The sequence below is a fragment of the Kriegella aquimaris genome, from assembly GCF_900103215.1.
GTDB lineage: Bacteria > Bacteroidota > Bacteroidia > Flavobacteriales > Flavobacteriaceae > Kriegella > Kriegella aquimaris.
In genome coordinates this window covers 1,124,493-1,146,125 of sequence record NZ_FNGV01000001.1, presented here as the reverse complement: position 1 = coordinate 1,146,125, position 21,633 = coordinate 1,124,493, and the positions used below count along the sequence as shown (strand labels likewise).

15 protein-coding genes are annotated in these 21,633 nt (G+C 39.0%); 11 read left to right on the top strand and 4 right to left on the bottom strand.

What is annotated here, in order from left to right:
• Positions 1-36 precede the first annotated feature (36 nt).
• From BLS33_RS04885 to BLS33_RS04870, 4 genes are all read right to left on the bottom strand, one after another.
• Positions 37-1,473, bottom strand: coding sequence for a RagB/SusD family nutrient uptake outer membrane protein (locus BLS33_RS04885; protein ID WP_176801324.1), 1,437 nt, complete (start codon positions 1,471-1,473; stop codon positions 37-39).
• 18 nt (positions 1,474-1,491) lie between these two features.
• Complete coding sequence (locus BLS33_RS04880) at positions 1,492-4,569, bottom strand: SusC/RagA family TonB-linked outer membrane protein (protein ID WP_089885962.1); 3,078 nt, start codon at positions 4,567-4,569, stop codon at positions 1,492-1,494.
• Positions 4,570-5,318: 749 nt separating this feature from the next.
• Complete coding sequence (locus BLS33_RS04875) at positions 5,319-6,503, bottom strand: sialidase family protein (RefSeq protein WP_089885958.1); 1,185 nt, start codon at positions 6,501-6,503, stop codon at positions 5,319-5,321.
• Between the two features lie 525 nt (positions 6,504-7,028).
• Positions 7,029-11,165 carry a hybrid sensor histidine kinase/response regulator transcription factor gene (locus BLS33_RS04870; protein WP_089885954.1) on the bottom strand — a complete coding sequence of 1,379 codons (4,137 nt, stop codon included), beginning with the start codon at positions 11,163-11,165 and terminating at the stop codon, positions 7,029-7,031.
• Between the two features lie 378 nt (positions 11,166-11,543).
• Between BLS33_RS04870 and BLS33_RS24790 the strand changes: the two genes are divergently transcribed.
• From BLS33_RS24790 to BLS33_RS04820, 11 genes are all read left to right on the top strand, one after another.
• A complete protein-coding gene (locus tag BLS33_RS24790) occupies positions 11,544-11,714 on the top strand; it encodes a DUF6747 family protein (protein ID WP_176801323.1) in 171 nt (56 codons plus the stop codon).
• Between the two features lie 323 nt (positions 11,715-12,037).
• Positions 12,038-13,399, top strand: coding sequence for an oxygen-independent coproporphyrinogen III oxidase (hemN, locus tag BLS33_RS04865; RefSeq protein ID WP_089885951.1), 1,362 nt, complete (start codon positions 12,038-12,040; stop codon positions 13,397-13,399).
• 72 nt (positions 13,400-13,471) lie between these two features.
• Entirely contained in the window at positions 13,472-14,293 is an 822-nt protein-coding gene (locus tag BLS33_RS04860; RefSeq protein ID WP_089885949.1) for a universal stress protein, read from the top strand.
• 383 nt (positions 14,294-14,676) lie between these two features.
• Positions 14,677-15,186: a c-type cytochrome gene (locus tag BLS33_RS04855; protein WP_089885946.1), complete on the top strand. Its 510-nt coding sequence runs from the start codon at positions 14,677-14,679 to the stop codon at positions 15,184-15,186.
• 39 nt (positions 15,187-15,225) lie between these two features.
• Complete coding sequence (gene nosZ, locus BLS33_RS04850; RefSeq protein ID WP_089885943.1) at positions 15,226-17,190, top strand: Sec-dependent nitrous-oxide reductase; 1,965 nt, start codon at positions 15,226-15,228, stop codon at positions 17,188-17,190.
• Between the two features lie 140 nt (positions 17,191-17,330).
• Positions 17,331-17,996, top strand: a complete 666-nt coding sequence (locus BLS33_RS04845) for a hypothetical protein (RefSeq protein WP_089885940.1) — start codon at positions 17,331-17,333, stop codon at positions 17,994-17,996.
• Positions 17,997-18,049: 53 nt separating this feature from the next.
• Positions 18,050-18,493: a nitrous oxide reductase accessory protein NosL gene (locus BLS33_RS04840; RefSeq protein ID WP_089885937.1), complete on the top strand. Its 444-nt coding sequence runs from the start codon at positions 18,050-18,052 to the stop codon at positions 18,491-18,493.
• A gap of 14 nt (positions 18,494-18,507) precedes the next feature.
• On the top strand, positions 18,508-18,801 hold the full coding sequence (locus tag BLS33_RS04835) for a cupin domain-containing protein (protein ID WP_089885934.1): 294 nt from the start codon (positions 18,508-18,510) through the stop codon (positions 18,799-18,801).
• Positions 18,801-20,042: a nitrous oxide reductase family maturation protein NosD gene (locus BLS33_RS04830; protein ID WP_089885931.1), complete on the top strand. Its 1,242-nt coding sequence runs from the start codon at positions 18,801-18,803 to the stop codon at positions 20,040-20,042. Before BLS33_RS04835 ends, BLS33_RS04830 begins: the two co-directional genes overlap by 1 nt.
• Positions 20,039-20,749 (top strand): ABC transporter ATP-binding protein, encoded by a 711-nt coding sequence (locus BLS33_RS04825; RefSeq protein ID WP_089885928.1) that lies wholly within the window; start codon positions 20,039-20,041, stop codon positions 20,747-20,749. The genes BLS33_RS04830 and BLS33_RS04825 overlap by 4 nt, the downstream gene beginning before the upstream one ends.
• The gene (locus BLS33_RS04820; protein WP_089885924.1) at positions 20,742-21,524 is read left to right on the top strand and encodes an ABC transporter permease; all 783 of its coding nucleotides are present in this window, start codon (positions 20,742-20,744) and stop codon (positions 21,522-21,524) included. The genes BLS33_RS04825 and BLS33_RS04820 overlap by 8 nt, the downstream gene beginning before the upstream one ends.
• Positions 21,525-21,633: the final 109 nt, after the last annotated feature.

Here is a 21,633-nt window from a genome sequence, read left to right as displayed (position 1 = left end):
TATGATTACTTAGTTTAATATACCTAAGTTAGGTTCTTACCAACCTGGATTCTGTGCAAGATTAGGGTTTATGTTGATTTGGGGCTGTGGTATGGGCCATAAGGTAAACCGTTCTTGAAATACCCTGGTATGGCCAATTACGCTGGTCACACTTTCCATTGCCTCTTTCAGGTCATCGCCGCCGTAGCGTAGCAAATCGAAATAGTGATGGCCCTCAAAAGCAAGTTCTTTTCTGCGTTCCAATTTTATTGCATCGCGCATTTGCTCTTTGGTAAGTCCGGTTGACAAATCGTCGAGTCCGGCCCTATTGCGTATTCTATTTATGGGTGCATATGCTCCATCAGGACCGTTCAGCTCATTCTGTGCTTCGGCTAAATTTAGTAAGATTTCTGCATACCTAAGCACTACGAAATTGGCGTCTCCATCTGTTGTGACAGTTGGGTCAGGGGTTACGAACTTCTTATATGCATAAGTAGTTGGCGAGTTGACACCGTCATAGATTTCTTCACCGAACACATCGCCAGGTCGTAAAACAGTTGCCGTAAGCCGAATGTCTTCATCGTCAAAAATAGCAACGAATTCTTCAACTGGCGAAAAGACACTTGACCCGAATGTTTTGAGCGTGCCCGAATTTTGATTAAACATGCTGCCCACATTGGCGACACCTGTTTGACCTAAGAATTGTACCTCGAAAATAGACTCGCTATTATCGTTCTCTAAAACAGGTAAGAACATATCTGAAAACTGTTCTGCCGGTACTAAATCATAACCTAGGGTTCCGAATTTATTGGCTTCACTGATGGCCTCGCCATACTGTTGATTATAGAGATATACCCTGCTCTTGAGTCCAATGGCTGCAGCTTTAGTTGCCCTTCCGATGTCTTGACTACTATAGCTGGAAGGTAGATTTGCTTCCGCAAAATCTAAGTCTTCAAGTATTTGGGCAAGTATCTCGCTCTTTGCCGTTCTTGAAACCAACGATTCTTCAATCGATTGAATTTCAAGTATTAAAGGCACATCCCCATAAAGATTTATTAGCGTAGAATAGAATAACGCTCGTAAAAATCGGCTCTCGCCCAGTACTCGATTTTTTAGATTTGTATCCATCTCGATATCAGGGATATTGGTAATCACTCTATTTGCCCTAACAATGCCCTCGTAACATCTATTCCATACTTGTGTTGGTATTGAACTGCTGGAATCAAACCCGCTACCGTCACTCATTTCGAGATAAGAGTTGAACGTATATTGGGAATAGCCGTTGTTCGTGATAGCGTCGGAATGAATAAAGAAATCACGGTATTGATAATTATCGGCCAAAGTGTTGTAGACCCCGTTTACCCCGGTTATGGCATCATCCGATGTTTTCCAAAAGGTAGGTTCTGTTACCGTATTCAATGGCAGCAGATCAAGTTCTGAACTACACCCGAAAAAGGTCAAGACTAGTATTATAGGTAGAAATATTCGTTTCATCTTTTTCATTTTATATGTTTAAAAAATCAAGTTTACACCCAATGAAAATGTTTTTGCCAAAGGATAACTATCGTTATTGTTATTGAACGTTCTCGAATCTTCTGGATCGTAACCATCTGTGAAATTAGTGACGGTAAAAACATTTTCTCCTGAAATAAACCATCGCATTTTTTGAATACCAAATTTTGAGATTACATCTTGTGGCAATGAATATCCCACTTCAATATGTTTCATTCTCAAATAGGAAGCATCTACAATAGCCGAACTTATTGCAGGGCCAACGAACAAAGATGTATTGTATTTGTATCCTCTTGCGACTCTGGGAACATCGGTGTCTGTATTTTCAGGAGTCCATCGATCTAAGAACCAAGTATCCATATTCTGATTGGCCCTAGCATCGTAGCCGAATACCCCTTTCTCTACATCGCGACCCAAAACTCCCTGAAAGACTGTTCTGAAATCGAAACCTTTGTATGACATATCGAGTGAGAAACCGTAGTTGTTTCTGATGTTGGGGTCTCCAATAATCACTTTGTCTTTCGAGTCAACTATGCCATCACCATTGGTGTCTTCCCAAATGTAATCACCGGCACTAACGGTCGCGCCTCCGGGTTGAATACCATACGTATCGGAGTCTTGAGCTTGTTCGTCAGTTTGGAAAATACCAACAATACGGTGACCGTAGAATGAATTGATGGGTTCACCTTCCCTATTTATAATTTTGTTGGCGCTGATGAACTCGTCATCAAGTTTAATGATTTTATTGTCATTGTGCGTCCAATTGAACGAGACGCCAAAGTTAAAATGCTCACCGATCATATCGGAATAGCCGATACTTGTTTCCCAACCTTTATTCTCTATTGCCCCAAAATTCTGGAAGGGTGCGGTTACGTTACCAAGGGTGCTAACAATCGGGGGCGTAAGTAATACATCGGTACCTTTACGTATGTAGTAGTCACCTTCAATAGTTAGGCGATGGTCAAAAAACCGAGCATCTAAACCGATATTTGTTGTCGTTGTAGTTTCCCAGGTAATATCAGGGTTTGCCAATGCGGTAATGGCAGATCCTGGTGCTAAAGACCCTCCAAATGCATAAGGCTGATTTAAATTGATAGTGGGCACGCCTGGGTAATTTCCTACTTGATTATTACCCAATTGGCCCCAACCTGCCCTAAATTTAAATAGATTGATATTTGAGAAATTTTCCATAAAATGCTCTTTGGCAAGGTTCCATCCTACGGAGAACGAAGGAAAGACCGCAAATCTATTGTCGCCTAAGAACTGAGAAGAACCATCATACCGAATATTGGCCTCAAAAAGGTATTTATCGGCATACCCATAGTTTACCCTTCCGAAATATGAAAGCAATGAATATTCCGTAGCATTTCCTGAAACAGAAGGGTTGCCATCACCCGCATCAAGTTCACTAAGAAAATCGTAGGAGTACCCCTCATTATCACCTCGAAGAAAATCGTAGCGATATTTTTGGTATGCATAACCTCCTAGTAAGGTAAGATTAGACTCCCCAAAACTCTTGTTATAGTTTGCGGTAATCTCTAGCATAGTCAATTGTTCACTGATCGCCCTTTCTGAAAGTGTTCCCAATCCGTTGTTGGTTGTAATAGTGGTGCCATCTGAAACAGTCAACTTATTTTGACGAAAAGTATTTCTTGAGCTTTCGACGTTTGCCGACCCATTAACTTTTATTACAAGTTCTTTGATGGGTAAATACTCGAAATATAAGTTAGGAATTACCCGTAGCGTCTTTCTGTTATCTTGCCCTCCATATTTGGCAAGGGCAATGGGATTGATAGCATTTGCATCTTGTTCAGGTGTTAAGAGTGAACTTCCCATAGCTATCGTTCCATCTGGCTGAAAGATGGGGGCAAAAGGATACTTTCTAATCATATCCCGTACTACTTGAGTGGCTCCGTAGCCAGAGTAGTTTGGCTCATAAGCGTCACTGGAACTTCCTGCTATGTTTAACCCGGCACGAAATTTTTCTGAAAGGGTTATATCGATGTTCGATCTGAAATTATAGCGTGTGGCACCAGTTTCAATAAGTATGCCTTCATGATCTTGATATCCGGCAGATATCATATATTTGACTTTGTCATTGCCTCCAGTGACTGAAAAATAGTGATTGATAAGTGGGGCCGCCTTTCTATAGCCTTCATCAAATAGATTACCGTTATAGAGTCTGGGATCGGTACCTTCTTTAATAATCCCTAGAAGCTCGTCGGAATAGAGTGCGGGTTGGCCAACATTAGTGTAGGCCTCATTGAAGGCAAGAGCAAACTGATAAGGGTTCATTACCGTAGGTGTTGTTGTTGCACTTTGAACACCATAATATGAATTAATGGTAACCCTTGCAGCTCTATCTTTTCCTCTTTTTGTAGTAATCAATACTACCCCGTTAGCTGCTTTAACCCCATAAATAGCGGCAGAAGCCGCATCTTTTAAAACAGAGAAACTCTCTATATCGCTTGGATGAATGTCATCCATGGTCCCTTGTACTCCATCTATAAGTATCAAAGGAGCCGATGCACTGTTTTGTCCATCAATACCCGATCGAATCGTACCTACACCACGAATCTGAAATACTGGTGAATTGCGACCAGGTTGTGAAGAACCCTGTATCATTTGTATACCCGCAACACGACCGTGCATTGCGCTACCTGCGCTTGTAATGGGCTGACTTCCCATGTCTTCGGCTGTAACTACTCCTACGGCACCTGTTAGATTTTCTTTTTTTTGTGTACCGTAACCTACGACAACGACCTCATCTAACTGGGCTGCATCTTCGATAAGTATTACATCAATCTTGGTTTTTCCATTTACAGATATTTCTTTTGTTGTATAGCCCAATGAACTAAAAACAAGAACTGCATCTGCGGAGACATTTAATGTGTAATTTCCATCAAAGTCGGTAGCCGCTCCATTTGTCGTGCCCTTCTCTACGACACTTGCCCCAGGAATAGGGGTGCCCGACACATCATCTGTAACTATTCCTGAAACTTTTATCTCTTGGGCGAAAATAGCGCAAGAGAGAAATAGTATACTAAGAAACAATCCATTTTTAATCAATCTTTCCATATGTTTAATTTAAAGTTAGTATTCATATTATTTGGTTAGTATATTTAAACCTTCTGGCTTCTATAAATTTCTTCAGTACCACTATCCGCTTGATGGTGCGCCACTATCGGCAGTGACCTCAGTATTTAGAAACTAATGTTCAGCAAATTTTTAATACCTTTTGTACTTAAATTGTGTGTCTTATTAATATAAGTTAAAGAAGGGTTAAATTTACGTGAAGAAATGAAAGTTGCTATTGCCAGAATTACCCGTATTCTATACTATATTAACATTAGTTTCATTTAGGAGTATATTGTAGTTTTTTACCTATACAAAGCTCTATTTTTTCGGACTTATTTAACTATATTCATAAAATTTATAGGCTTTAGAACTGTAGGAAATGGGGTTGATTAATTCCTACTTAAAATTAGCCATCGTCTACACCTAATAATTCAGCAATTAATCTGGACTTACTTTATAAGTGTTCTTTTTGTTGTCGGAAGGTGGCCCCTTTTAATACTGGGAATATGGAAACCCTAGCTTTCGCCGTTACATAGGGCCTTTAAAAATGGCAGTGGATTTACTGTAATTTCGCGGTATTTTCGAGCTAAGTTTACTGATTCCGCTGAGTTTGTGGAGAGATTATTTAATTCTTGTGCGGGCCCTTTTTTTGTATTTGTTTTAGTTATGGTAGTTGAAATTAACCATCAAAAATTGGCCTATTGGTATTTAGCAAAATACAAGTTGCAATCTAATTTGGCTTCTATATATCACTTCCAATCATTCGGGTCGAAAATTGTTGAGGCGATGTACCTATAGGGCTTTGACCCTTCGAGAAGAACATTATTCCAATAATAGACCATAACCAATTTTCCGTCAGCGTTTTGTGTCAATCTCGGATATCCTGCATCACGATTGGCACCATCTCCACTTCGTAGTGTAATTTCATTGCCCCAAGTCTCTCCATTGTCATCGCTAAATCTAACGTGTACTCGTGAGCCGTAATTACTACGGTTAATATACCCCAAGGCCAATCTTCCGTCTTTTAATTGGGTAAGGGCTGGTGGAGAACCGCCTGCTCCGGTATCGGGTGCAGGATTTTTGAGTCTTTTCCATGTTTTTCCGTTATCGGTCGATTTATAACTGCTTATAAAGCTTGTCCCATTTTCCGTTCTTGTTCTAATGGTCGTGAGTAATTCCGATTCGGAGAGTCGAAGCGATGAGGGCATAATATCAAATCCGCCATGCTCTGGGGTAACCCAAGAGATTAGGTTCCAATTGAGTCCGCCATCCTCAGTTCTGGCCAGGGCAACTCTTCCTTCTCTTTTATTAGACTTTGCTGCAGTTATAAAAACACTTAACGACTGCTTTCCGTCGACAATATAATCGGTTCGGTTGGCTATACCCGGTGTCCCCATGTCAGGGAAGATAAAGGCTCCTTCCCAAGATTTACCCTTGTTATTTGAATAATAAAAATGAGATGGTCCATAATGATTGTTATGTCTTAGGAAAGTCAAAATAAACTCTGGGTCGGTGAAGTCCGCAATGGGAGCTGTCAACGGTATTGGTTTTACCGCCTTTTCAGGGGATATGTTATTATCGTGCCCCCAAGCTTTTTGTCCAATCTCAAATGCATCTGTAATCGTCCAAGTAACCCCCCCGTCTAAACTTCTGGCATATTTATTTCCGGAAGACTTGATGTCGTAGGTATGCATCCCAGGCGCTGTTTCGTTGTAGGGTGCTTCTACAAATCCGACCAAAATTTCATTTCCCCAAGACCAAATGCCATGATTGGCCGGCCACCCGCCGTATTTTCCATCTTCCGAAAAAACAACGCCGTGTTCAATTTGCTTTCCGTCGGTTTGTGCGAAACTTGTGAAGCCCTGACTCACCACAAGAATGAATAACAAAATTTTTATGAGGTGCGATTTACTTTGGGTGTTATATATATTCATCTTTTTCTTATTGACTGAATTCAAAAATACGGTCGGTAAGATAGCTAAAATGATTTTTTAAAGCAGCGCGATTTATTTTTTTTGTTTTTAAATTATAACATAGTTTTTACGGCGCTTTTTTCCAGAGGAATTTGGAGCAATTGGCGATAAAAAATATTGGGTGATATGTATCTGATATTTTGCTCGCCCCATTTTCTACCCCATGGTTCTATAATTTTAATATAGAAATTCTAAAAATCGACAACTGCATCGAAAAAATGTTAAGATTTTAACATTTGTAAGGTTCAGGGTTATCTTAAGCCTTGAAAATCATGTATCTATGCGTACGTTTTATGTATCGCTATGTGTAACTATCTATATTTTAGATTGTTATACATGTTTCGGGAATTGGGAAAGAGTGTCTAAAGTTGGTTGTAGGAGTAGAAAAAAATGGCTCCTGAAGGATGATTAAAGCTGGATTACCCGAGGGCGAACCCTATTTTAAGGAAAAAAAAGAGTTGTGTTCGAAGATTTGGAAGCCCTATTTTAAAGAGACTTTTGTTTTATACTGGATGAATATTGCCCCGGGGAGACCTTGTATTTCTCTTTAAAGAGTTTGCTGAAGTGGGTTCTGCTCTTAAACCCGGTCATGATATATACTTCATTGACCGATAATTCTTGTTTTTGGATCAAGAGTTCGGCGGCTTTTTTTAATCGGTACATTTTGAGCAACTCAAAAGGCGTCTTGTTGGTCAAGGCTTTTACTTTTTGATAAAAATGAGTTCTGTTGAGATACAATTTTCGAGCAAATTGATCCATGTCCAAAGCTTGGTTGTCTAGATTTTCAGACATCAGATGATATAGCTTTTCGAGAAAAGCACTGTCGTTTCTTCTATTAATATTATTATCCTTGGCTAATGGTATACCGATTTCAAAACGCTCTCGAAGTCTTTTTCTGTTTTCGAGTAGTGCTTCGGTACGTGCTATCAGATGGCGGGGATCAAATGGTTTTTTAATATAGGCATCGGCACCATCGCGAATACCTTGCAATTGGTCTTCAATATTTGCGAATGCGGTCAAAAGTATGACGGGAATATGGCTTGTTTTCATATCCGATTTGATACGTTTACAGAGGTCCAAACCATTCATTATGGGCATTTGAATATCGCTTATTACCATATCGGGCCACTGATTTTCCATGGCATCGAAGCATTCTTTTCCGTTATTAAAAGTTTTTACTTTGAAAAACTGTGAGAGTATCTTTGATACATAGAGCCGCATATCGAGGTTGTCTTCCACATAAAAAATTACGTTCTCTGAATAATTTCCGCTTGCCTCGATTACTGACGCATCTATTTTTTGGGCCAATTGCTCTTCAACGACTTGCTCGTTTTCCGCAGAAATAATGGCTTTTTTCTTTGCCGTCTGGTCTTCTGCAGACTCTTTTTTGACAATAGGGAGCCTTACGAAAATGGTAGTACCCTTATTGGGCATACTCTCAACTGTTATGTAGCCATAATGCATTTCAACCAATCTTTTTGAAAAAGCCAGTCCGATACCAGAACCTGAAGTATGGGCATTTTCTTTTTTATGCGATTGGTAAAACCGTTCAAAGATGTGCGGAAGATCTGCCTTATCAATACCTCTGCCCGTATCAGAAACCGAAACAATCAAATCTTTGTCATTGCTTTCATAGGTTATGGCTATAACATCGTTTTCTCCTGTATATTTGAAGGCATTGCTCAATATATTATTGAACACCTTTTCCAATTTATCCCTATCAGCTGAGACGATAATGTTTGAATTTTTCGCAACCACGTTTAGTTCTTTGTGATTGTTTTCTGCTAAAAATTTAAAATCAACGATCAAGTCTTTGAGAAAGGTGTCGAAATAAAAACGGGAGTACTCCATCTCCAATAGATTGGCGTCTGCCCTTTCAAAATCATGTACTTGAGAGATCAATTGTGATATTTTTTTTGATTGACGCTCGATCAGGCCTAATTTTTCAGAAACATCGACATTGCCCTTAAAACGATTTGATAGTATTTTCAAAGGGCTGTTTATCAAATTTATAGGAGTCTTTAGCTCATGTGAAATATTGGCGAAAAAGCGAAGCTTCGCCAGGTTTACCTCTTTTTCCTTGTTTTTTTCAAGTTGCTCGATGACGACATTGTGTCGCAACCCTTGTAATTTAAGTATATAGTACAGTACTGTACCCAGTATGAGGAGTGTTAGAATGACATATAGCACATAGGCTTGGACTGTTTTCCACCATGGGGGTGCTATCACAATTTTTAATGTTTTTGGTTCACTCCATTCATTTGCCGAATTAGATGCCAATGCGGTCAAGGTATATTTCCCGGGCTGCAGACCGTTATACGTAACAAACCTTCTGCTTGAGGGTACTTCTATCCATTCTTCATCTATAGGAATAAGTTTATATTTTAGTTTATGGTTTTCCGGATTGGAATAATGCAATGATGCCAACTCGATAGAAAATACATTCTCGTCGTATTTTAAATTTAATTGGTCTTGGGCAGAGATGTTCTTATCTAACAACACCCTGCCATCTATAGTATCGCCTGGTACTACGGTATGGTTAAAGATTTTAAGGTCTCCGAATTGTAATTGCGGTAGTGCCTCATGCTCAGATATATCTTTGGGCGAGAAATAACAAAATCCCTCTAAACCGGAGAAAAGGAGGGTTCCGTCATCTAGTGCTGTAGAAGCATACCAAAAATCATCAAATGGCAATCCGTCTTCTTTGCCGAAGGTTCTTAAGGTGTGGTCCGTCAGGTTGTATTTATTGAGGCCGATATTGGTGGCTGCCCAAAGGTTGCCTTCTTTATCATAACGTAAACTTTTAACGACATTATTCGATAATCCATCTTTCTCTGAAAATGAAATGAACTTGGGGTCAGTTTCACTATCGATCACTTTACATATACCTCCACGTTCGGTACTGATCCATAATTCGTCGTTCGGTAGTCTTAGAATGTCGCTAACAAAATTGCTGGAAAGCGAGTTTTTCACTGATTTATCTGATATATATTGCTTTACTTCTAGCGCTGATAAGGGTGTTTTATTGTCAATATCGAGTCTGAACAAGCCATCGGCATCTGTACCCATCCATAAAAAATCATACAATGGATCTACATAAATACGGCGAATTAGGGAAAGTTTGTTTTTCTGAAAATAGGGATTCTTATCCAAGGTTTGAACTTGGGTAATCGTATTTGCATTACTAATGCTGATCTTAAATATATTGTTCGCAGTCGCTATCCAAATATTACCATATTTATCTTCGGTAATCGATCTTATAGTACCCTCAGCTAATAATGTGGTGTTCTCATAACTATCTAAATTTTCCCAATCGGTTTGCCCATCCTTGACTCTTATCAGCCCCCCGTTTTCGCGTAACATCATCCATATGTTATTTCGAGAATCTACAAAAGCCGAACTCACATTGAATTTGTCATCATTAGGTAGATTGAAAGGTAACGGTTCAAACTTTGCCGAGGTGGTATTAAATAATGCAATTCTATCAAGGCTGGCGGTCATGAGTACTCGATGACTATCTAAAGCCGTTATGTATGTCACATTGTTTTGATGAATGCTGAAATCGTATGATGAGCCCCCCATGTATTTTTTGAACGGGTTCGCGTCAAGGTTGAATCGGAATAAACCCTTATTGAAGGTACCTATCCAACAACCGTTATTTTCAGATGGATAAACGCAACTGGTCCTTAATAAACCTGATTCGGGAGCATAACTAGATACACTGTAGGTTGGCTCTTTCTTGAACGCGGCAATATTTTCGATTTGAACAACACCATTGGTCATGGTTCCCAACCATAATTTACCATTTTTATCCAATGCGGCGCTATTGAACCTTTCGGTTTCCATTTTTTTAATAGCCGATTCAAAGGAATAGGTATCCCCGCTCTTGTCAAAACCAAAAACCACAATGCCGTTTGATAGTGTGGCCAATAGGGTGTTGCTATCTAATTGAAGTATCGCGGTACTAGCTGTAACATCATTTTCAAAAATCTGTAGAAATTCTTCTTTATTCTTTTTAAACAGAACGAGCCCAGCGGAAGTTGAGAAGAGATAATTATTTGAATCAAGGGCCAGACCGTCAAGAAATGAAATGGGTTCGTCATGAAAACCTTTTGGAGGTACATACCGCTTTATAAAGGTATGATCCGTTTTAAAAAGGAGTAAACCATTATCTTCGGTAGCACATAGTACGGAGTCATCTTGTTTGTCGGTCAAAATCTTACGAACGATAGGGCCATTGATTCCCTTTCCAATTAATTTATTGGCATATACATTGGTGAACCGCTCTAAAATATAGTTATAGGCTGTAATTCCATCATCCGTACCAATCCATAATTCCCCATTTTCCATTTCGGAAATCGTTCTCACCCGGTTGCTGACCAATAGATTTTTTTCAACCGTATTTTTAAATACCTTGAATTCATAGCCATTATAGCTATTAAGTCCGTCATAAGTACCCACCCACATATATCCTCTAGCATCTTCCAGTATCGACGTTACCCCGTTATGGGCCAATCCTTCAGAAATGGTCAGATTTTGGGAGTATTCCAGTTTTTTCTCTTGCGCAAAACCGATTGCGAAAAAGTAAAATATCCAGATGGTTATATAAGAAGTCTTATGCATTGCCTTTATAAATGTCCTGAAGAAGAGCGGTCTGATAATGGTCACAATCAATATAGACAAATATGGTTAAAATTATATGATTCAAGGTAATGAAGAAACTATATATGCTTATTACATCGGTGAGACCATATAACTCTTACACTAATTTCATATCTGAGCTTATGCCATTTCAATATATACAGCCAGTTGATTTGACTGAAAAATCTTACAATTGTAAAAATGATAATTTTCTGAGGTGCGGTACGTCCGTATACATTGACTGTTTACAGAAAAGGTTAAAAAACCTAGACCCCAAAACCTTTTTATAGGTATTTGAACTAGAATCTCTGTGGGGGAAACTATTGTGTCGGACATTTGTACCTAACAAAAACACAATTTATGAAAACAGTTTTACTACTAAGAGAAGTTTATATTGAAGGGTTCAAAAATTTAGGAAGTTTAATAATCAAAAAATATTTTAAAGTATTTGCTTGGTTTGCCTTCGCAATGTTTTTTATTGTATTGTACGCTTTTATCTATCGTGTAGCCACGGGATTTGCGTTTGATTAAGGTTCGAAAATTTGGCATCTTTCTTTATGTAAATGTATTTTAGGCGTCTAGTAAGATGCTATATTTATTGGTTAGGAGATGTCAAAAATGGAACTTTATAGTATGGTATTGCAAATAGATTATTTTTCAATCGATTTTCCGAGCATAAGCTGCAACAATAAGCGATTGTAGAGAGAAATAGTTATTGAGAATAATACCACTATTCTGAACCGAACAATGAGCGAGCACGAATTTTGAATTGTCACCCTTAAAAGGGCAAGCTGATAATTATCATATTTTTCCTTCTAAAGGCATATTAGTTTTGTATGAAATACAAGATGTAAATGTGCACTTTAGTTCAAAAATATAATATCCCCGGTCCGCGCTATACGAGCTACCCGACCGTGCCATATTGGAATATGGATACTTTTTCGGGTACAAAATGGAAAAGTACCGTTCGCCAAAGTTTTATCGAAAGCAATGGACCTGAAGGAATAAGTTTATACATTCACATACCATTTTGTGAGAGTCTATGTACATTTTGTGGGTGCCATAAACGCATCACCAAGCGTCATGGTGTTGAACTACCCTACATTGATACGGTTTTAAGGGAATGGAAATTGTATATCGATCTTTTTCCTGAAAAACCGACAATTAAAGAACTACATCTGGGGGGTGGAACACCCACTTTTTTTTCTCCTGAGCATCTAGAAATGCTTATTGAAGGCATTTTTAAATATGCCAACCGCGCTGAAAATTACGAATTCAGTTTCGAGGGCCATCCCAACAACACTTCCAAGGCGCATCTTCAAACGCTTTACGACCTTGGTTTTAGAAGGGTCAGTTTCGGAATACAAGATTACAATGAGACCGTTCAAAAAGCGATTCATAGAATACAGCCATTCGAAAACGTAAAAAGGGTAACCGATTGGGCTCGCGAAATTGGATATTCTTCTGTGGGCCATGACATTATCTTTGGGCTTCCGCATCAAAATATGGCACATGTAGAGCAAACAATTTTAAAGACCAAAGAACTCATGCCCGACCGTTTGGCATTTTACAGTTATGCCCATGTTCCTTGGTTAAAGGGGAACGGACAACGAGGGTATAAAGATGCCGATTTACCTACTGCGGAAGAGAAACGAAATCAATATGAAAAAGGGAAACAACTACTTTCAAAAGTAGGATATCATGAAATTGGGATGGATCATTTTGCCTTGCCTACAGACGGGTTGTTCAGATCGATGAAGGCAGGTGGGCTATATCGAAATTTTATGGGGTATACCGCCTCAAAAACCCAATTGATGATTGGTTTGGGCGCATCGAGTATTAGCGATAGTTGGTACAGTTTTTCGCAAAATGTAAAAAGCCTGGAAGAATATAAGCATTTGGTTGAAAATGATATAATTCCTATTTATAGGGGGCATATTTTGACCGATGAAGATCAAATGATTCGAAAACATATATTAAATTTAATGTGCAGGTTTGAGACATCATGGCATGGCGAAACGGAAAATTCACCATACTATAAAAAAGTAGCAGAACGACTTGGCGAAATGGAATTGGATGGCCTAGTGGAATGTACGCCGGAAAAAGTACGTGTTACAGATGAAGGTCGGCCGTTTGTTCGAAATATATGTATGGCCTTTGATGCGCATCTACATCGAAAAGCACCCGAAACGCGATTGTTTTCCATGACAATTTAAATTTATGAAAGTGTGGAACATTAAGTTGACAATGGTTTAGTTAATTTTTATCAAAATATAAAATCCGATCTTATGAAAAATATAATTGTACCAGTAGATTTCTCCGAACAGTCTGAATACGCCCTTAGATTGGCGGCCTCTTTAGCAAAAAAACACGGTTCGAAGATTTTGGCACTTCATATGCTAGAATTGAATCAAGCGATGATTTCATCCTCGGAAGGAATCTTCCCTGAACAGACCGTTTTTCTATTAAAACTTGCGGAAAAGCGATTTGGTGAATTTCTCGATAAGCCCTATTTGGAAGGATTGAAGGTTACACCCATTGTAAAGCATTTCAAAGTTTTCAGCGAGGTAAACGAAGTAGCGGAAAAGCATCATGCGGATTTGGTCGTTATGGGGTCGCACGGTACTGACGGATTAAAGGAAATATTCGTAGGATCCAATGCCGAAAAGGTCGTTAGAAACTCAAATATTCCGGTTTTGATCGTAAAGGATGAACTTATAGATTTTAAAGTTGATCGTTTTGTTTTTGCCTGCGATTTTAAAGATGGTAGTTTACCTGCCTTTCAAAAAGCCAAGGAATTTGCAGAACTATTATCGGCAACATTAGAACTGGTCTATATAAATACTCCAGGCGATAATTTCCTTAGCACAGGCGATGCCTATAATAGAATAAACAAGTTTCTTCAAAAGGCCAATGCCGGCCTTGAGGTAAAAATTTATAATGATTATAACGTAGAACGGGGCGTTTTAAATTATAGTGAATCTATAAGCGCTGATTGTATAGGAATACCGACCCATGGTCGTAAAGGACTATCTCATTTCTTTATGGGAAGCATTGGAGAAGATATCGCAAATCATTCTAAAATTCCTGTGGTTACATTTAAGATTTAAAACAAATCTCCTAACACTAAGTTTGGGGTGTTGTATTTCTGCTAGCAGAACTTTCAAAAAAGGGGTAGGAAACCGATTCGGTTTCCTACCCCTTTTTTATAGTATGTTGTGCCTGTTTCTTGAACATGTAAGTATGTTTGACTTCTAAATTTTCCGTTCTCGAAAGAACAATTTTATAAGGCTAATCGATATGCAACTAATTTTGAATCAATAACTTATGTAGTGTTCAGTTGTGGTGTTCAGTTGAATTTTTAATCATAGCCTTGGTTAGCGGTATTAGAATTTAGGATAAAAGGACATTTTTATCCTTATTATGACAATTGTCATGTTTTTCTTGCACTGTTACCCATACTTTTGGGGCATAATTAATAATTAGTAAACTGATGAAAATAGGAAGTAAAAGTGTCGCTGTTATATTCTCGCTACTGCTTATGGCTTGTGGGGGAAAAGAAGAAAAGAAAAAAGAAGGGTTCAGCGTTGATCGCGCCAAAACCACAACCGAAAAACCAGTTGAAGCCACTCCTGCGGTGAGCGCTACTCCACCTTCAGAGCGCATTGAATTGGACAATAAGGGTGTTGGTCCCATAAAATCAATTGCACTAGATGCTGAAATTGATCAAGCCATGGCAAAAAAAGGAGAAGAGATTTATGGCCAAATGTGCTTGGCCTGCCATAGGGTCGACAAGAAGTTTATCGGACCAGCACCTTCCGGTGTTTTGGAAAGACGTAGTCCTGAATGGATTATGAACATGATTTTGAATCCCGAAGTTATGGTTAAAGAAGACCCGTTGGCCAAAGAACTATTGGGCGAATTCAACGGAGCGCCAATGGCTAATCAAGGCCTTACCGAAGAACAGGCCAGAGCGGTGTTAGAATACTTTAGAACCTTATAGACCTAAAGAATAAAATATATAACCACTAAAATTCAGAAAATGAAAAAGTATAATTATTTTACAGCGACCTTCTTGGTACTGCTACTGGTCTTTTCTAGCTGCGGAAACCAAGGAAAAGGTAATGGTTCCCCGAGCGGAGCCCTCAATTCAAATAATGCCGAGAAAGTCTATGTGGCACCAGGAGAGCATGACGAGTTTTATGCATTTATGTCCGGTGGTTACAGTGGTAACCTGACCGTCTACGGCTTGCCTTCGGGAAGAATGTTTAAAGAAATTCCTGTATTTTCACAATTCGCGACTTCCGGATATGGTTATTCGGAAGAAACCAAACCGATGTTGAACACGTCTTTTGGTTTTGTTCCTTGGGATGATTCACACCACCCAGATATTAGCCAAACGAATGGAGAGTTGGATGGAAGATGGATATTCATCAACGGAAATAATACACCTAGAATTGCACGAATAAGCTTGACTACTTTTGAGACTGAAGAGATTATAGAAGTACCTAATAGCGCGGGTAACCACAGTTCTTCTTTTATTACGGAAAACACGGAATATGTAGTTGCAGGAACCCGTTTTTCGGTACCAGTACCACAGCGTGATATGCCTATTAAGGAATATAAGGGCAATTTTAAGGGTGCACTATCTTTTATTGGTGTAGATCCTGAAGATGGTAGAATGGATCTTAAGTTTCAAATATTGATGCCAGGGTTCAATTATGACCTTTCTCATCCTGGTCGTGGAAAATCACACGGTTGGTTCTTCTTTACTACTTATAACACTGAGGAAGCCAATTCCCTTTTAGAAGTCAATGCTTCGCAAAATGATAAGGATTTTATTGCAGCTATCAACTGGAAAAAAATTGAAGAGTATGTAAATAATGGTGGGGGAACTAAAATGCCCGCCAATTATGCGCATAACGTATATAGCGATGAGACACACACTGCGACTTCTACTATGGAAAAAGAAGTACTGACCGTTGATCCTACCAAAGTGCCCGGAGCGGTATTTTTCTTACCAACTCCAAAATCGCCTCACGGTTGTGATGTAGACCCTTCTGGTGAATACATTATCGGGAACGGAAAACTCTCAGCTGATTTAACGGTGCACTCTTTTGATAAAATGATTGCAGCTATTGAGGGCAAGAAGTTTGATGGTGAGGCTTACGGAATTCCGATTCTAAAATTTGAAGACGTGCTTGCCGGAACCGTAAAAAGTGGTGGTCTAGGGCCATTACATACCGAGTTTGATGGTGAGGGAAATGCCTATACAACGTTCTTTATCTCATCTGAGGTGGTTATGTGGAAATTGGGTACTTGGGAAGTTATCGACAGAAAACCTACCTATTATTCAGTGGGTCACTTAATGATTCCTGGAGGGAACTCCAGAAAACCATTTGGTAAATATGTTGTGGCGATGAACAAAATCACCAAAGACAGGTATTTGCCGACAGGTCCTGAATTGGAACATTCTGCACAATTATATGATATTTCAGGAGATAAAATGGAGTTGATCTATGATTTCCCCACGCATGGCGAACCGCATTATGCAGCAGGTATTCCTGCAGAGCTTTTGGCTCCAAAATCGCAAAAAATCTATAAACTGGCCGAAAACAAACATCCATATGCGACAATAGGTGCTGCTGATGGCAAAGTGGTTCGAGATGGTAAAGATGTGCATGTGTACATGTCAACAATCAGAAGCCATTTTACCCCCGATAATATTGAAGGCATCAAGGTAGGTGACAAGGTTTATTTTCATGTAACCAACCAAGAGCAAGATTTTGATGTACCACACGGTTTTGCCGTGATAGGTGCCAATACCTCAGAATTGTTGATTATGCCCGGGCAGACCAAGACCATAATTTGGGAGCCCAAGCGAGTAGGGGTATGGCCGTTCTATTGTACCGATTTCTGCTCTGCACTGCACCAAGAGATGCAGGGTTACGCAAGGGTGTCTCCTGCTGATTCGAATATTGAACTTTCTTGGTCTTTAGGCGAATAAAATTTTAGCCGCTACTAACTCATTTCTTTCAATCGGAAAAGCGGGTCGTATTGCAAGATCGACTCGCTTTTCTTCGAAAGAATGATAAATAGGCCTGAAGATCCATTCTTGGTCCGGATGCCTTTCTAAAATCATAAGAAATGAAAAAAGCAAGTGTTTTAATGATAATTGGCCCATTGTTTCTTTTGGGGTTGTTTGCTTTCCCATTATGGAATATTATGTTGGGAGCGCCACAATATCCTGATCCATTGGGTATGAACATTCATATTACAGGAATACACGGGGTGTCTGAGTTCGATTTGCAAAATATTGACGGACTCAACCATTATATCGGAATGAAAACCATACCGAAACCTGGTGAAATGTGGGAGTTTGATATTTTTCCTACCGTAATCATCGGAATGGTTATTCTCGGAGTACTAATAGGAATATTGGGCTATCTTGATAAGGTTAGTTATAAATGGTTTCTGGGTTGGTTTTTATTGATGTCTATTTTGGGCGTTTTGGGGATGTATGACTTTAATGCCTGGCTTACCGATTATGGTTCCAATTTAGATCCCCATGCAATTATAAAGGTGACAAATGCTGATGGAACACCGATGACCTATAAACCTCCATTATTAGGGTTTCAAAAAATGTTGAATTTTGACGTAACCTCGCTACCTTCGACGGGAGCTTGGATGATGTTTATCGGAATGATGTCTACACTTTTGGCTTTTTATATAGGATGGAGAAGTAATAAATCTTCGCTAAAGAAAGAAAGAGTGGAATCACAAAAAGGGGAGTTTTTGGAAACACAAGGTTAGAAGCGAACCCGAGAAAATGCGATAGACTATTGTTCAATTAAAATAAGGAATAGATGAAAAGTTATTTGTTGTTACTGCTTCTGTCGGTATTCACTTTTATGTCATGCACAGTAAAGCCGGAGCCCATCGCTTATGGTAGTGACGGTTGTCATTTCTGCAGTATGACGATAGTTGATCAGCAACATGCTGCCCAAATTGTAACTTCGAAAGGGAAAGCTTTTAAGTTTGATGCCGCAGAGTGTATGATGAATTACCTAAGAGATATGAACACCGCTGATGTTGCACTTTATTTGACCAACACCTACAACCGGCCGGGTGAGTTGATAGATGCGACCAAAGCCACTTATTTGGTAAGTAAAAATATTCCAAGTCCCATGGGGGAATTCCTAACGGCCTTTGATTCTGAAGAATCGGCGAAGAATGTACAATCGGAAAGTCAAGGAGAACTATTTTCATGGCAAGAACTAAAAAATCATTTCGACTCAAAAAAGAAATAACCTCCTTATAAATAATGTACACTGTTAATCATACTATAGCGACCCAAGCCTTTGATAAGCTTCAAGTTCAAAAACTTGTAAAATCCGATGCTTTCGAAATCTTGAGCATTTGCCTTGAGAAGGGAGCCGTTTTTCCTGAACATTCCTCACCGACCGATGCCCAATTGATTGTGCTGCAGGGCGATATCCTTTTTCATATAAATGGTGAGGCTTTTTGTATAAAGGCACAAGAACATTTTAGTTTTCCTAAAGAAGTTTCGCATTGGGTAAAAGCCAACGAGAATTCAAAATTTCTGATTATTCGATAATGAAATTTCGAATCTCAATATCTCTGATACTATTTCTTTTGCTCACTGGGGGAAACCTATCGGCAAACACCTTAACGATTTGTTCTTCTTGCGAGATAAAATCAATTAAAGAAGGAATTTCCTTGGCGGCAGATTTTGATACGCTTTTTATCAAGAAAGGCACGTATAAAGAGTTTAATATTCAGATAACGAAGCCGTTGACACTTTTAGGGGAAGATTACCCTATTGTCGATGGTGAAGATAAAGGCGAAATTATAACTATACAGGCGAACAATGTAACTATTGACGGACTCTTTATAATAAACGTAGGTACGAGTTACACCGCTGATTATGCTGCCATACGCGTGGTAGAGAGCGAAAATTTTTTGATACAGAATGTGGTACTGGAAAAACTTTTTTTTGGTATCTATTTAGAGAAATCGAAAAACGGTAAGGTATACCATAACAAAATTATCGGTGATGCGGTAGACGAATATAATTCCGGCAACGGTATACAATTGTGGTATTCCAAGAATATCGAAGTAAAGCAAAATATTGTTCAGCATGTACGCGATGGTATTTATCTCGAGTTTTCTGACAATATTATCATAGCCGACAACACGAGTGCCAATAACCTACGGTATGGCCTTCATTTTATGTTTTCTAACGATGATATTTATAAGAACAATACTTTTGAGAATAATGGGGCAGGGGTAGCCGTCATGTTCTCAAAACGGATAAAAATGTATAATAATACCTTTAAGAAAAATTGGGGCACGGCAGCTTTTGGTATGCTTTTGAAAGAAATCAACGATGCGGAAATTAGTGGGAATACTTTTGCTGAAAATACCGTCGGTATCAATATTGAAGGGTCGAACCGTATAGTGTATAAGAACAACGATTTTGTCAATAACGGATGGGCTATTAAAGTACGCGGGGCCTGTTATGCCAATTCATTCGTAAACAATAGTTTTTTATACAACTCTTTTGATATTTCGTATAACGGCAACTTGAACGATAATATATTCGATACTAATTTTTGGAGCGATTACACAGGTTATGATCTTGATAAAGATGGAATTGGCGATGTGCCTTACCGGCCAGTAAAACTTTTTTCATATATCGTAAACAGAACGCCTGAAACCATAGTTTTACTCAGAAGCCTGTTTATGGATATTATCGATTTTTCCGAAAAAGTATCCCCCGTTTTTACACCTGATAATTTAGTGGATGCAAACCCGCTAATGAAGAGACCAAAATGATACAAATAGAACGTTTATATAAGAAATTCGGAAAGAACCAGGTATTGCGAGGTCTTGACCTACATATCGATAAAGGCGGTATTTTTGCTATTCTTGGTCCGAACGGATCTGGCAAAACGACCTTGATAAAGGCTATATTAGGAATGGTCGTGCCCAATAAAGGTGTGATTTCTGTCTTAGGAAAACCCATAAAGAATAAATGGCGATACCGTCAAGAAATCGAATATTTACCACAAATTGCTAATTTCCCTGGAAACCTTAAGGTAAAGGAAATCATCAGAATGATCAAAGATTTGCGGCAAGAACCGAGTGATGAGGAACGTTTGATAAGCTTGTTCTCCCTCGAACCTTTTCTAGACAAGAAATTGAGCACGCTTTCCGGCGGTACTAAGCAAAAGGTAAATATTGTTTTGACCCTAATGTTCGATAATCCGTTGATTATTCTTGATGAGCCCACGACAGGGCTGGATCCCTTGGCTCTAATTCATCTGAAACAATTGATACGCGAAGAAAAAGAGAAAGGAAAAACGATATTGGTGACCTCCCATATTATGCGTTTTGTAGAAGAAGTGGCTGATGAGATTGTATATCTCTTAGAGGGGGAAATTTATTTCAAGGGAAGTATCCCCGATTTAAAAACAAAAACTGGACAAAGTGATTTTGAACATGCCATAGCGGCCATAGCAATTACCACCACCGATGCTTAAGATACTAAAATATAGTTTTTACGATTTAATGCGTAGTCGTTGGAGCTACGTATATTTTCTTTTTTATTTGGCTTTGGGCTTTGTGCTGTTGTTTTTAAACCAAGACCTTTCGAAAGCGGTCATCACCCTAATGAACGTTATTATTGTTCTAGTGCCCTTGATAGGTACCATTTTTGGAGTGATGTATTATTACAATTCCAAAGAATTTACCGAGTTGTTGTTGGCACAGCCAATCAGGCGTTCATCTATATTTTTGGGGCAATATTTCGGGGTAGCAGGGTCACTTACACTGAGCTTGGTCTTGGGCCTGGGAGTTCCATTTGCACTTTACGGACTTTTCAAAAGTGATGCGATTTGGAATTTTTCCTTACTATTGATAACAGGAGCTTTTTTAACCCTAATTTTTACCGCATTGGCCTTTAATATTGCTATTTCCAACGAAAACAAAATCAAAGGGTTTGGGTACGCCGTTCTGATGTGGTTATTTTTAGCAGTGGTCTATGACGGGTTATTTCTAATGTCGTTGATTGTCTTTGAAGCATATCCGTTGGACTCATTTTCGCTCATAGCCACGATGTTCAACCCAATTGATTTATCGCGAACGCTAATTCTATTAAAACTGGATATTTCTGCACTTTTAGGATATACCGGTGCGATATTCAAACAATTCTTCGGTACAAATACCGGTTTAGTTATTTCATTGTTAATGCTCTTGCTTTGGACGGTAATCCCCATTTGGAGACTATCCTATAAAGCCAAACGCAAAGATTTTTAGCGAAACGATGCTGACCTTAGCGCTCCTTTTTATCGTGGCAATCCCTTTGGAAATACCATTAAAACGATACGGTAAAATCAACTGCCGAACCAATTTGGATGTCTTAATA